General features: G+C 44.5%; 15 protein-coding genes and 2 riboswitches. Of the genes, 3 read left to right on the forward strand and 12 right to left on the reverse strand.

Features of this window, described 5'->3' with window-relative positions:
- Positions 1-51: 51 nt before the first annotated feature.
- Positions 52-333, reverse strand: a complete 282-nt coding sequence (locus tag QUB06_RS14645) for an antibiotic biosynthesis monooxygenase (protein ID WP_333084020.1) — start codon at positions 331-333, stop codon at positions 52-54.
- A gap of 205 nt (positions 334-538) precedes the next feature.
- Here QUB06_RS14645 and QUB06_RS14650 point away from each other — a divergent pair, with 205 nt between their 5' ends.
- On the forward strand, positions 539-1,240 hold the full coding sequence (locus QUB06_RS14650; protein ID WP_333435861.1) for a diacylglycerol/polyprenol kinase family protein: 702 nt from the start codon (positions 539-541) through the stop codon (positions 1,238-1,240).
- Positions 1,241-1,396: 156 nt separating this feature from the next.
- On the opposite strand, the gene QUB06_RS14655 is transcribed toward QUB06_RS14650, so the two are convergent.
- From QUB06_RS14655 to QUB06_RS14705, 11 genes are all read right to left on the reverse strand, one after another.
- Positions 1,397-2,245, reverse strand: coding sequence for an ABC transporter ATP-binding protein (locus tag QUB06_RS14655; protein WP_333435862.1), 849 nt, complete (start codon positions 2,243-2,245; stop codon positions 1,397-1,399).
- Positions 2,246-2,481: 236 nt separating this feature from the next.
- The gene (locus QUB06_RS14660; protein WP_333435863.1) at positions 2,482-3,342 is read right to left on the reverse strand and encodes a methyltransferase domain-containing protein; all 861 of its coding nucleotides are present in this window, start codon (positions 3,340-3,342) and stop codon (positions 2,482-2,484) included.
- Positions 3,343-3,361: 19 nt separating this feature from the next.
- A complete protein-coding gene (locus tag QUB06_RS14665) occupies positions 3,362-3,862 on the reverse strand; it encodes a hypothetical protein (RefSeq protein WP_333435864.1) in 501 nt (166 codons plus the stop codon).
- A gap of 97 nt (positions 3,863-3,959) precedes the next feature.
- A riboswitch (cobalamin riboswitch) is annotated at positions 3,960-4,104 on the reverse strand.
- A gap of 38 nt (positions 4,105-4,142) precedes the next feature.
- The gene (locus QUB06_RS14670; protein WP_333435865.1) at positions 4,143-4,721 is read right to left on the reverse strand and encodes a Uma2 family endonuclease; all 579 of its coding nucleotides are present in this window, start codon (positions 4,719-4,721) and stop codon (positions 4,143-4,145) included.
- A gap of 207 nt (positions 4,722-4,928) precedes the next feature.
- On the reverse strand, positions 4,929-6,341 hold the full coding sequence (locus tag QUB06_RS14675; RefSeq protein WP_333435866.1) for an ABC transporter substrate-binding protein: 1,413 nt from the start codon (positions 6,339-6,341) through the stop codon (positions 4,929-4,931).
- A 297-nt stretch (positions 6,342-6,638) separates the two neighbouring features.
- The gene (locus tag QUB06_RS14680; RefSeq protein WP_333435867.1) at positions 6,639-7,547 is read right to left on the reverse strand and encodes a DUF2207 domain-containing protein; all 909 of its coding nucleotides are present in this window, start codon (positions 7,545-7,547) and stop codon (positions 6,639-6,641) included.
- A gap of 377 nt (positions 7,548-7,924) precedes the next feature.
- Positions 7,925-9,004 (reverse strand): DUF2207 domain-containing protein, encoded by a 1,080-nt coding sequence (locus tag QUB06_RS14685; protein ID WP_333435868.1) that lies wholly within the window; start codon positions 9,002-9,004, stop codon positions 7,925-7,927.
- Between the two features lie 77 nt (positions 9,005-9,081).
- Entirely contained in the window at positions 9,082-9,207 is a 126-nt protein-coding gene (locus QUB06_RS14690) for a hypothetical protein (RefSeq protein WP_333435869.1), read from the reverse strand.
- 374 nt (positions 9,208-9,581) lie between these two features.
- Positions 9,582-10,382 (reverse strand): cobalt ECF transporter T component CbiQ, encoded by an 801-nt coding sequence (gene cbiQ / locus QUB06_RS14695; RefSeq protein WP_333435870.1) that lies wholly within the window; start codon positions 10,380-10,382, stop codon positions 9,582-9,584.
- The gene (locus tag QUB06_RS14700; RefSeq protein ID WP_333435871.1) at positions 10,379-10,711 is read right to left on the reverse strand and encodes an energy-coupling factor ABC transporter substrate-binding protein; all 333 of its coding nucleotides are present in this window, start codon (positions 10,709-10,711) and stop codon (positions 10,379-10,381) included. The genes cbiQ and QUB06_RS14700 overlap by 4 nt, the downstream gene beginning before the upstream one ends.
- A gap of 3 nt (positions 10,712-10,714) precedes the next feature.
- Positions 10,715-11,434 carry an energy-coupling factor ABC transporter permease gene (locus QUB06_RS14705; RefSeq protein WP_333435875.1) on the reverse strand — a complete coding sequence of 240 codons (720 nt, stop codon included), beginning with the start codon at positions 11,432-11,434 and terminating at the stop codon, positions 10,715-10,717.
- Between the two features lie 61 nt (positions 11,435-11,495).
- Positions 11,496-11,642: riboswitch (cobalamin riboswitch) on the reverse strand.
- 174 nt (positions 11,643-11,816) lie between these two features.
- On the opposite strand from QUB06_RS14705, the gene QUB06_RS14710 reads away from it, so the two are divergent.
- Both QUB06_RS14710 and QUB06_RS14715 read left to right on the forward strand, forming a co-directional pair.
- Positions 11,817-12,578, forward strand: a complete 762-nt coding sequence (locus tag QUB06_RS14710; protein ID WP_333435872.1) for a Uma2 family endonuclease — start codon at positions 11,817-11,819, stop codon at positions 12,576-12,578.
- A gap of 241 nt (positions 12,579-12,819) precedes the next feature.
- Positions 12,820-13,516, forward strand: a 697-nt coding sequence (locus tag QUB06_RS14715; RefSeq protein WP_333435873.1) for an FAD-dependent oxidoreductase, incomplete at its 3' end; no start/stop codon positions are given.

Raw genomic sequence — 13,516 nt, forward strand, 5'->3', positions numbered from 1 at the left:
TCAAAACTTAAGCACATAGTTTGAACGATTTACATTATACAAATAGGTCTTTCACAATACTCCTGACTCTAATTGGTCTAGATAAATAAACTCAGGAGCTTTAACTCCGGCTTCTTCTCTAATTTTAACCAGTCTAGGCGACTCAAAAAACGCCCTAGCATCAGCGATTGATGTCCACGCGGAGAAATGAACAATTTTGTTCGGATCGTTGTCATACTTCAAGACCTGATAGGAGCGCTCGCCAGCTTCTTTTCGGATGCTTTCAGCACGATCGAATACCTGTTTCCAAGCTTCATAATTTTCTACTTCATGAATAATTAAGACATACTGCATAGTAATCAGATTCTCTGAGCCTCTCAAAACTTCAAACGAATAATTTTATTAGACTAACTCACCTTGTTTCCAAAACCGACCACAGGAGAGCGAGTAAATTATACCGTAGCGACGGTTGAAAATCCTCCCAACACCGAACAGAGCGATCGGCTTTCCACTAAAGTAGTAAAGAGTGCCTGATGTAAATAAGTTTTTCCTAAATATCGTGTCTATATTTTCTGAAATTCCGACTGTGTGGTTGCAAATTTCCCTCGTGGGAGTCTGGTTGGGTTTGATTTTACTGGTAGCTGAGGGCTTAAATCGCTTTACTTCTGTCGATGCTGAGGTATCGCGGAAGGTGGTTCACATCGGTACTGGGAACGTGATTTTGCTGGCGTGGTGGCTGGAAATACCCGGTTGGGTGGGGATTTCGGCGGGGGTTTTAGCAGGTGCGATCGCCCTAATTTCTTACCAAGTTCCGATTTTGCCCAGTCTTAACAGTATCAACCGCAAGAGTTGGGGGACTTTTTTCTATGCTGTTAGTATCAGCGTTCTCGTGGCTTGGTTTTGGCCGCTGCAACATCAGGAATACGCTGCTTTGGGCATTTTAGTCATGACTTGGGGCGACGGATTGGCTGCTGTCATCGGCCAGAAATACGGCAAACATATTTATCGAGTTTGGGGAATCCAGAAGAGTTGGGAAGGTTCTGCAACTATGTATTTGGTGAGTTTTGCTGTTAGCAGTTTGATTTTGCTGGCGGTTCAAGGCAATATTTGGCAAACTTGGGCTGTGTCTGCTGTTGTAGCTTTGGCTGCTGCTACTTTGGAGTCGGTTTCCAAGCTGGGAATTGACAATCTGACCGTGCCCATCGGCAGTGGGGCGATCGCCTTTTTCCTAAATCAATTTTTGATAATTGGTAATGTGTAATCTGAACTTCATCCCACGGGGGGCGTTGCTGGATACAGGTATGAATTCAAGATTTCCCAATTGCTATAAACGAAGTCGGGTGAGTTTTGTAACTTCCGATCACAGGTGATTCATCCCGTCAATCAGCAACGCCAATTATCAATTGTCTAAGTCTCGTTAAAGCAGCCGACGTGCTTGTAAAATTTGTTGTTGCCATTGCTCGAAAGCGGGGATTTTTGAGCGATCGTCTGTTGGAAACATCGCCCTGATTTGCTCCATAAGCTCGATCGCCAGCGGTACGCCAAGCTGCAATTGTTCCAAGACATCCCGCTGAGCAAAAACGGTTTCCGGTGTTCCTTCTAAAATCAATTTTCCTCGATCCATTACAAATACCCAATCAGCCCAGCGGTAGATGAAATCGAGGTCGTGACTTGCTAAAAGAATGGTGGTTCCGGCGCTGTGAATTTGTTGAAGTAAACCGATCAGTTGTCGGGTGTGACGCGGGTCGAGGTAAGCGGTAGGTTCATCTAACAGCAGCAGTTTGGGCTTGAGAACCATGATATCGGCGATGGAAACCCGCTTTTTCTGGCCCAAACTGAGATTGTGAATTGGTTCGCGGGCGAGTTCGCTTAGATCGAATTGCTCGATCGCCTGCTGCACCTGTTGAGCAATTTCGGATTCTTTTAAGCCTAAATTGTACAATCCATAGGAAATATCTTCTTCTACCGTCGAAGCTACTAATTGATGTTCGGGATTTTGAAAGACGAGTCCGATTTGTTGGCGCAGTTGCATCAAAGATTTGCGATCGTAGCGGAATGGTTCACCTTGCCAGCTAATGATTCCCTGTTGCGGTTGATATAAGCCATTTGCTAATAGAAAAAAGGTAGTTTTGCCGCAGCCGTTTTGACCGATAAGCCCGCAGCGTTTCCCGGCGGGGACTTTGAGGTTTAAATCATGAATTGCCGATCGCGAACCGCAGGGATAGGAGTAGGAAGTGCGATCGAATTCGAGAATCCATTGAGACATATTTGTTATTTGTTATAGCCTTCTTCCCAGGCTCTGCCTGGGAATAAATACCCGGAGGCTCTGCCTCCAATTACCGATTACCGATGAATGATTACCAATTACCGATTACCGATTTCTATTGTATAGCAATCTTTGCAGGAGTCGTAAACTTTTTACCCCACCCCAGCCCTCCCCTTATCAAGGGGAGGGAGTAAGAAATTCAAAAAGGATTTAGGATTGCTATCTTTGTGTCAGCCTTAATCTGATTTTGACAACTGCCAAAGTTGCATTTCATAACAGAGATGCTGCTCAAAAAGTTGACCCGCTTCCAATCCTTCAACCACCAACTTCTTGAACCAGCGACGAAATATCCAGCGCAGGAGTTTGTGGACGGGGGGAACTGTGATCGCTATCAAATCGGCAACATAGATCATTGTATTTAGTCCATATCGGCGGAAAGTATCGACATACAAATCGATAGTCGGCAAAATATGGGCGGAAATATCCTCACTTTTTACTAAAGTGAATCCAGCCTGCTTTAATGCTGCATGAAGTTCCGTAACAACATGACAATTAGAGAACATTCCCTCTTTATAATTAGCATCAGAGCGGAGCATATCGGCCAGCAACACGTAGCCACCCTGATTGAGGATTTTGGCGGCACCGTTAGCAATATCAACAGCCGACATATACTGGCTACTTTCGCTAAAGAGAATAAGATCGTAGAAATGGGTTGCTTTGAAGTCTTCAAACCTCGTGAGGTGGAAGATTGCCCGATCGCGCGTACACTTAAGAAAGCGCTGCTGTTGAAACGGATCGGGTGCGAGCCCTTCCACTGCAAAACCTCGATCGAGCAAATAAGCCGCATTTCCGCCAATCCCGCAGCCCACATCGAGTATCGTATGAGTGCCTTTGGGGATCGCATCCAACAGTTTTACAGTATAAGCTTGCTGAGCCAGGCGCAATCGTGCGATCGTTAGTTCGTCAGCGGGCACAGGTAGGGTTTCCCAATAGCCGTAGTGAAGGTAGGGCGAATCTGTCAGGCCCAAATAGTAATTAAGCGCTGCATTTTGGTAGCGAGTTACTTTGGAAATTTCGATTGATTTTGGCTGCGACATTCGGAAAATTTAGTAAGTTTTAGGATTTCGGGCAGAGTTGAAATTCTTCCCAGCGCTTGCATACTTGTTCATAGCACTCAACAGGAGAAATTGCCAAGTTTTGCAATAAATTGATATCAATCTGACCGTTGGCGATCGACAAAAATATAATTGCTGTCTTGGGCTCGTAGCTATCAATGATTTGGAGCAGATTTGAAACAGTGTTTTCCTCTATTTCTAGTTGTTGCAAATAAACGGTTGCCTCCAAGTCGGAAATAAATTGTAGATCATACTTTATAGTATCTACGCTCCAATTCACATAGCCGTTAATGGGAGTATTGATGTTGCAAGCAACCAAGCCTCGCCCTTGATTCAAAAAGCCATTCCAAGCAGTATGTCCGATCGGCAAAATATTCTGGTGAATAAACAAGTTTTGCCAGTAGCCAAAACTACCCTGCCAAACACTATCTTCAATTCGCATTTCTTTTCCATTAAAATAATATACGCTTCCGAACCCAGAGCGAATTATATCAGCGTTCATCTGTGTTTATCTGCTGATATCTGCGGTTAAAAAAACCCAATCCCATAATTTAAAAAATAATAAACTCACCATCATCCATACCTCGCAGATGAAAAACATGATTGTAAACAAATCGGCGGGCATCCTGACTCAGAGATGCAATGATCTCATTACAGTTGCGGGACAGCGCCGGATTCGCACCGAACTTTCCCCCTTGCGTCTGATGGCTGTTCTCCATCAGAGCCGATCGATATACGGGGATATTACCACTATTTGGGATATTTGACAAAAAAGCGTCCGCCTATTCACCAAACTCAATATTTTCATACAAATCTGCCAGGGAAATTTCCACAGCAACAGATGTTAAACTCAGCCGATCGCCCATACAGCTATATTCCGAAAAAATCCACTTATTCGCATCAGTTTTAGAATATTGCTCCACCTGTAGCCGATATTGGTCGATTAATAAATATTCCTGAAAACTAGGAATAGTGCGATAAGCAGCAAACTTTTCATCTCGATCGTAAGCTCTGGTACCTTTAGACAGCACCTCAGCAATGAGCAGCGGATTCGTAATTGTATCCGTCCGTCCAGATTGCAGTTCGATCGGGCGCGCTACCACCATCACATCCGGGTAAGTATAATTATTAAGCTGCGGAACCCAAAGCCGCTGATCCGAACTGAAAGTCCGATATGGTTTCCCTTTTAACGCCAGTTTCAGCGCAACAACTAAATTAGTGGTAATTTCATTGTGATCCGGTGTGCCGCCAGCCATCAGAACAATCTCCCCATTGATAAATTCATGCCGATCCTGAGAATTGATTTCTAATTCTAGATATTCCTCAGCGGTGTAGGTTTTGGTTTCAACTGGCGCGATCATAAACGACGCTCTCCTTTAATCTACTCATTTCATTTTATCTTAAAAATTCTGCTAATTCAACTGAAAAGGAGAATTTAATCATGCTAAGAAACAGGCAAGATGCCTGTTCCACAAAGAGGGAATTTTATTGTGGGGCGGGCAGAATGCCCGCCCCTGAAAGGCTGATTGAGAATATGCAAGATGTGAGTGCGATCGCACTTAACAAAGTTACCGCAGCGGGACAAAGTTATAGCCAGTGCTTCCTCCTTGTTTAACTTGCACTAAAATCGGCTTACCAGCCCGATCGCCCGTGGGCAAAAACTTCACATCCTCGCTCGATCCTGCTGTCGAAAAACTCGCATTTCTGAGTGCTTGTTGCAATCCTTCCCGCGTATTGCTTTGCCGCAAGCCAGCGATCACAGCTTGAGTCGCGTCAAAACTCGTTGCTGTTCGCCAATTCACAATGCCTCCCCAACGCTGGCGGGCATTTTCTGGGAAACGGCTACCGGGATTAGTTTCAGGATGCCAGGGAACGGGCAAAACAAGCCCGTCAACGTCTTTTTGCCCATCTTTTAAAGTTTGAAAGGTGTAGAGCGTAGTGCTGCCGTAGAGTGGCAATTTGCCTCGATTGCTGCGAGCCAGAGAAATCGCACGGTCAATGCGATCGATGTGGGGTGCTACCATCAATCCTTGTGCACCTTTGCTGACAGCATCCGCCAGGGCATTTTCCGCATTAAAAGAGGGTAAAGAAAAGTCGCAAACAGTGGGAACTAATTTGCCACCAGCAGCAGTAAGAGAGGCAACAAATTCATCTTTAAAGGATATGTTATCCGGTGCTTGGGAGTCATAACAAACCGCAATATTAGTTTGGCGTTCTGTTTTAACTGCATATTCTGCTAAAGGAGCCGCCATTACGCTAATATTGGGGACTGTGCGAAATATGTAGCTGCCCAATCCTGAGAGATTATTGGCAAAGCTCGTCGGTGTCACCATTACCAGTTTTTCTTGCTGATATATCGGAGCAGCTTCGAGAGATGCGTTGCTAGCGTTGTGTCCAATTACTGCTAGTATATTCTGATCTTGGGTCAATGTCTTTGCAACTTCTCTAACCACTTCGGGACTGTTGTCATCGTTGACAATTTCTACTTGCAGTTTGGCGCCGTTGATGCCACCGGTAGTATTGATTTCATCCTGAGCTTGGGCAACACCCCGGAGGATTTCTTGGGCGACATTGGGGTTGCTACCAATGGGGACGCTGACAGCAATTTTCAAGTAAGAACCATTGCTGGCTCGGGAATTATTCAAATAGATAATGGTTTCCGGGTCGTTGCGATTTTGTTGCAGCGATTTCTGAAAATATTGGGCGGCAGCTTGGTGATTTCCCTCAGCAAAAGCTTGAACTCCTGCTTGTTTTGCTGCTGTTGTTTGGGACGCTACCAATATTTGATTTCCAAAACTGATGCGATTTGCGATCGCTCCCGATGCGATCGTTGTCGCTGTAGAGGTAGATGTAGGTGTATTTGAAGTTTTAGCTTTCAATAAACCGGGAATAAACTTGTATGCGCCCAACCCAATTAAGCCGATGGCAATAATAAAAACAATGGGCGGCGGGCTGTTTTTTTTGTTAGTATCTTGATACATGATTTTTTCTCTTTATTTTGATACTGTCATTATTCATTCAATTACTGTTCACGTCAATTCATATAATTCATTAATTAAGTTCATAAAAGTCATATTTGTAATAGCTGTTGCAGGAAGTGCGATCGCCCTTATGCAAATCCGGCCCGCTAAACTACGGAGAATACGAGAACTATCAACAATATTTCTGGACGCGCGGGTGCTCAGAAACCGGGTTTTTTGCGAGAATACTTCGTTACAGCCCACAGATTCAGTAAAAACCCGGTTTCTTTGCTTGTGATGCGTCCAGGGCCGTTGATATTAACCGCCATCACCACCACCACCGCCATCACCACCACCACCGCCATCACCGCCATCACCACCCCAACCACCACCACCACCCCAACTACCACCACCGATACTACCGCCACTGCCACCGCCACCGCCATTAATCATGAATATAGTAATGATTATTCCAAATATCCAAAGCATTGGAGAAGGAAGCGTGGGTTTTGTCAAAGAGCTTTGTCCCGAAGTAGATTGAGATTGCTTACCACTTTGTTGCCAACCAGCTTGAGGTACATTTAAAATCGCCTGTGGAAATGCAATCTGCACTTCTAATTCTTGTTCCGGTGGAATAGCCTGACTTGCCACAAATTCAAAGGTTTTAGGATCTACTTGGCGGCGAACTGCTGCTGCACCAAAATTTGTAAACGAGAGAACTTTTCCTGACAAAGCATCTGGTAATTCCACCGTAACTTTTCCGCTATTAATCGGCGCTTTGCGACCCGCTGCAATCGCTTTCCAATAAACTAGAGTATTCTCACCATCTAGCTGCAATCCACCTACCACGCGATATTTGATGACAAAAGTATGTGTGTCTGGCGGTTTGAGTTCATGTTGCCAGCGAATCCAAAGTTCATTGTTTTCGGTTCCTGTGCTACTGGCAATTATTTGATTATTTTCGGCGACGGTGACATCTTTAATTGCATCGACCTTATCTAAAGGAATATAGCGGTAGCGTTCATTGTTGTAGGCTGCTGTAAATACATATTTTTGGGTTTCGGTAACTAACATATCTCCGTTTGTCTGAACGTCGATGATGACGTTGATGTTATCCCAGTAAAACGGTAGCGGTTGGGCCGCTGCATGAGTTACTGTGACTAAGAATAGGCTTAATGATGCTAGTAATAAAAAAACTATTTTTTTGAGGATGCGTTTATTTATCATAGGATTTCCACAAGATAAGTGTTGACTACAATTCTTCAACAGGTTTCTTTGGAAGTCAATTCATTAAAGTCATTAATTATATTCATAAAAGTCATATTTGGAATAGGATTGTGCATGAAGTGCGATCGTTTTATCTCAAAATGAGTGACTAAAATTTCCATCCAATATTTAAAAGCGATCGTACAATCTGTAAAAAAGTGCGATCGCCCTTATGCAAATCCGGCCCGCTAAACTAACGAGAATAGGAGAATTATCAACAATAGTCATAGATGCGCGGGTGCTCAGAAACCGGGTTTTTTTCGACAATACTTCGTTACAACCCACAGATTCGGTAAAAACCCGGTTTCTTTGCTTGTGATGCGTAACTCCCGTTGATATTAACCACCCCCACCGCCACCACCGCCGCCACCGCCACCACCGCCGCCACCGCCACCGCCGCCGCCACCGCCGCCACCGCCACCACCGCCGCCGCCACCGCCACCATCATTGCTAATGATAATGATTGGAATTACTTCTTCGTACTCCTTATGGTAAGAGCAGTTTCCACAGTGATGGGTAACATACCTCTTTCCTGAATTGCCAGTAGTTGCAGGAACCAAAACTTGATAAGTCCGTTTGAGATTAAGCGTTTTGCACTCAGGGCAGCGTCGATTATTGATTGCTTTCTTGATTTCTTGGTAAATAATGACGGTGAAAGTCAACACAAAGAGAAGCATAATCATCGGAAAAAATGCTAAGGAAATAAACAATGTCAAACCAACTAGCAAAAAAACGATTACACCCATTATGTTGTTTATGAAAGAGCCTTCTTCTCCCTGGTTGCCATATTGTTGCCAACCAGGTTGAGGCAGATTCAGAATTTGCTGGGGAAATGCAATTTGCACTTCTAATTCTTGTTCCGGTGGAATAGGCTGACTTGCCACAAACTCAAATGTTTTAGGATCTACTTGACGCGGAACTGCGGCTGTACCAAAATTCGTAAACGAGAGAACTTTCCCTGACAAAGCTTCTGGTAATTGCACCGTAACTTTTCCCGTATTAATCGGAGCTTTGCGACCCGCTGCAATGGCTTTCCAATAAACTAGAGTATTCTCACCATCTACCTGCAATCCGCCTACCACGCGATATTTGATGACAAAAGTATGTGATTCTGGCGCTTTTAATTGATGTTGCCAACGAATCCAAAGTTCATTGTTTTCAATCCCCGTGCTACTCGGAATTATTTGATTATTTTCTTGAACGATGACATCTTTAATTTCATCTACCTTACCTAAAGGAATATAGCGATATCGTTCAGTGTTGTAGTCGGCTGTAAACACATATTTTTGCTTTTCCGTAACTAACATATCTCCGTTGGTCTGAACGTCGATTGTGACGTTGATGTTATCCCAGTAAAACGGTAGTTGTTGGGCTGCTGCATGAGTCACTGTTACCAACAATAGGCTTAATGAAGCCATTAACAAAAAAAGTATTTTTTTGATGAGTCGTTTATTTATCATAGGATTTCCACAAGATAAGTGTTGAATAGAATTATTCAACAGGTTTCTTTGGAAGTCAATTCATTAAAGTCATTAATTATATTCATAAAAGTCATATTGGGAATATGATTTTGCATGAAGTGCGATCGTTTCATCTCAAAATGAGTGACTAAAATTTCCATCTAATATTTAAAAGCGATCGTACAATCTGTAAAAAAGTGCGATCGCCCTTATGCAAATCCGGCCCGCTAAACTAACGAGAATACGAGAATTATCAACAATATTCCTGGAGGCGCGGGCGCTCAGAAACCGGGTTTTTGGCGAGAATACTTGGTTACAACCCGCAGATTCACTAAAAACCCGGTTTCTTTGCTTGTGATGCGTAAGTCTCGTTGATATTAACCACCGCCACAGCCACCGCCACTCGTGAATATAATGCAGGACTTACCCACTCCGACCAAAGAAACCGGGTTTTAACCAAAAAACACGTTATAGCTCGTAGATTCGGTAAAAAACCCGGTTTCTGGCCCCCATTCGTCCAGAAATAACAATAAATTTAGCGTTGAAATACCACACTTAACAAAGTTAAAATCGTGCAACCAAACAAAGCTTCTAATGTATATCTTCGCGAAGGTTTGTAAGGGTAAGAATTCCAAACGCGCAGTTCTCCATTAAAGCCGCGCGACGCTAAACTCAGCGAAACTTGACGGTAGTTTTCCAAAGTTCGCTGAAGCAATTGCCCGATTAAAATGCTTAAACTCTGCATTCCCCGCTTCCAAGTGCGATAGCCACAGCGCGAGTTTTGGGCGATCCAAAGTTCATCGGCGATCGCCAATAAGCTAAAAATAAACCGATACATTAGTAATAGCAGTTCTGTGACTAACTCTGGACAGCGTAATTGTCTGAGAATTTGCAAGATTTCGGTAAATGGAACCGTCAAGAGAATGAAATACATACAGCTTGTCGATGCGAAGGCGCGGGCAAATAACAAGCTCACTTGGTATATTCCGGTGCGACTCACATACAGATAAAAAGTGCCGATGCTAATGCCCCAACCTTGCCAAATATCCCACTGAATTGCGGGGATTTGACTTAACTCAACCGCACCCAGCGCCAAAGCAGGCAAACTTGTCAGCAAAAACATCAACGGTAGCGACAGCAACCGCAAATACAGTTTCCCCGGAATGCCGGCATAGACGACGATCCAGACGGCCAACCACAGGCCGATCGACAATTGGACGATCGCCCCAGAAACGAGAGACAGAATTAAAAGGGCGATCGCAAAGGATAACTTGTGAGATGGTGGCAACCCCCGCAAGCGATTTGTATAAGCCAGACTATCAATCTGATGGTTCATTCCGACGATTTATTATCAGACTGCTGCCGAGATTGCGATCGGCCTTTATACAACCCAATGACGTATCCAACTACGCCAGCCCCGATCGCCGCTTGAGACGCAAACAATAGACTTGAAATTTCGCTGCTAGCCGGCTCAAACAAGTGATTAAACCAAGGTTTATAACCCGGTTGAATTTCGGTAATTGCTTTCTTAGCTTTGTCATCGGCACCGCCATATTCACCCCGCACAAAAACGAGAGGAAACGCTGCCAGAACAATCACAGCGCCCGCCAACAGCCAATTTTGCCGCGAAGTAGATTGGTGATTTTTTGTAGGCTTTTGATTCACGGTTTATGACTCCTCTCTCAATAATTTCAAAGTTTCCAACTCCGGCTTCCCGTAAGAATGCAGCCAATTCCAGACCAATAGAGTCAGCAATCCCTCACTGATAGCCAGTGGTACTTGAGTGATAGCAAAGATGCCCGCAAACTTGAGAAACGAAGCCATAAAACCGCCACTGGCTGCCGGAAAAGCTAACGCTAATTGAATCGAAGTCGTTACATAAGTCAGCAAATCTGCCAAAGCTGCCGCACCAAAAATTGCCGCCCGCTGGCTACCAGTTCGCAACAGCAATTGATAGATAAAATAGGCAGCGAAAGGGCCGACAATGGCCATCGAAAACATATTCGCTCCCAGCGTTGTCAAGCCACCATGCGCTAACAGTAACGTTTGAAACAGCAGGACTAAAGCCCCCAGTACAGCCATCACCGAAGGGCCGAACAAAATTGCACCCAAACCGGTACCCGTCGGGTGAGAACAACTGCCCGTTACCGAGGGAATTTTTAAAGCAGAAAGCACAAAAGTAAACGCACCCGCCAAAGCAAGCAATAGTTTAAGTTCCGGGTGCTCTTTTGTAATGCGAGTAATCGATCGCAAACCTACTGCAAAAAAAGGCAACGCCACCATCCACCAAAATGCAGCCCATTGCACCGGCAAAAAACCTTCCGAAATGTGCATAGCTGCGGCGGGCGTTGCCGAACCCAGGACAATATAACAACTCAAGCCAGCCATCAATCCCAAGCTGACCAATTTCCGATTTCTGGTCTTCACGCTGAACCTCGCAGATGAGACAATGTAAACTAACACATCGGCGGGCATCCTGACTCAGAAAGCGACATGACTCTCATTACAGTTGCGGGACAGCGCCGGACTTGCACCGAACTTTCCCCGTTTCCTCTAACGGCTGCTCCCCATTAGAACCGACTGGTTAGACATAGTTTAGTCGATCGTGTAAGTCTCAGCAAATATTTTACAAAAATTCATTCAGATTAACTAATTCAAAATTATCTATCATCTTCTCTTCTTTTCCTTCGCGTCTTCGCGGTTCCTTCAATAAATACTATCGCTCAACAAATCAACGGTATAATATTAATGAGTTTTGAGGAAAGCCGCCATGTTAGATTACAAATTTCCGAGGCACTGGCCCTCAGCCGATGAACTACCAGACTCAGATGAAACGCCTGTGGATAACGAACTGCAAGAATTAATACCAGGGTTGTTAAAAGCAATATTGCTCATACTTTGGGCAGAACGCATGGACTGGTTTTTTGGCATAGATATGGGTATTTATCATCACCCTGACGAACCGCCCATTGTCCCAGATGCTTTCTTAAGTTTAGGAGTAGAACGATTTTACGACGAAGAATTGCGCCCCAGTTACGTGCTGTGGGATGAAAATGTCATGCCTACTTTTGTGCTAGAAGTTGTTTCCCCAACTTATCGCAAGGAATACAGCACAAAATTGGAGACTTATCAAGCTTTAGGCGTACTTTATTACGTCATTTATTCTTCCCGCCGCCGTCGTAAACCTCATTTGGAAGTACACAAGTTAGTCAATGGGAAGTACGAGTTACAGTCAGGACATCCAGTTTGGATGCCTGAAATTGGTTTGGGGATTGGTTGTGAAAGGGGAAGTTATTCTGGGGTGACAAGGGAGTGGTTGTATTGGTATGATGCCGATGGAAAACGTTATCTGACTCCTGAAGAACAGGTGAAAGAATCAGCGCAGCGCGCCCAACAGGAATCGCAGCGCGCCCAACAGGAATCCCAGCGCGCCCAACAGGAATCCCAGCGCGCCGATCGACTGGCCCAACGTTCCGATCGACTAGCTCAGCGATTGCGGGAGTTGGGGATAGATCCTGATAATCTGGGCTGATGGCAATCAAGAGTACCAGACTGACCGACTCTAGACGCTCAGAAAGCCGGTTTTTCAACCGAGATCGATCGTCCTCAACGGAGGATTTTCTGGAAAAAACCCGGTTGCTGCGTCCAGGAATGTGTGAATATTTATCGCAAAAATCAGGAAAGATCGAGCTAGATTTGGGAAAAACAGAGAGTTGGACGGCAAACAGTGAGATCCAGCTCGAAAACATGAAAATCAAGAGAGGTATTAAATAATGGTCATGGATGTGCGTTCTTACGATGTCATCTGTTTTGGTGATGAAGTTCCAGGAGTTCTAGCTGTTATCTCGGCCTCCAGAGAATATCTTCGCCGAACAAAGCGTTATCCGCGAATTCTACTGATGTCGAAAGCCAGCTTGCAAGAAGGAATTGGCGGGCATTTGGTAAGAGGCGGTCTTGCTTATTTAGATAGAAGTCAGATTAGTCAAGAACTTCAACAATCTTTAAAGTTAGATACCTTTGGTTCACCGGCGACAATCTATAAAGAATTCTTACAAAAATCCGGCGTTAAGGCAATTGCACTCGACCCCCGCAAAGCCAGTGCAGCGCTGAAAGAAATGCTGGTACAAGCTGGGGCAGATCTCCTTAGCAAAGTAGAAATTCAATCAGTCACTAAACAAGGCCAAAAAATTGCCAGTATAACCACCTCTAAAGGCGTAGTTTATGCCGGCAAGCAATTTATTGATGCCACTGTCAATGCCGAATTAGCTCAAGCTGCCGGTGTGAAAAAGCTGAAGGGATTTGAAACATTTGGTCTGCCTAACTCTGAACTTCCAGTCACCCTCGTTTTTGAAACCCAAGGGCTCAGTGCAAGAGCACTGAAAGAATTCGATTATATTGGGAGCATCTCATATTTGCAAAAACACTTCTTTCTTCTTCCTTCTGACTCTTTTCTCCTGGCTCCTGACTCCT

The sequence above is a fragment of the Microcoleus sp. D2_18a_D3 genome (assembly GCF_036702455.1).
GTDB lineage: Bacteria > Cyanobacteriota > Cyanobacteriia > Cyanobacteriales > Microcoleaceae > Microcoleus.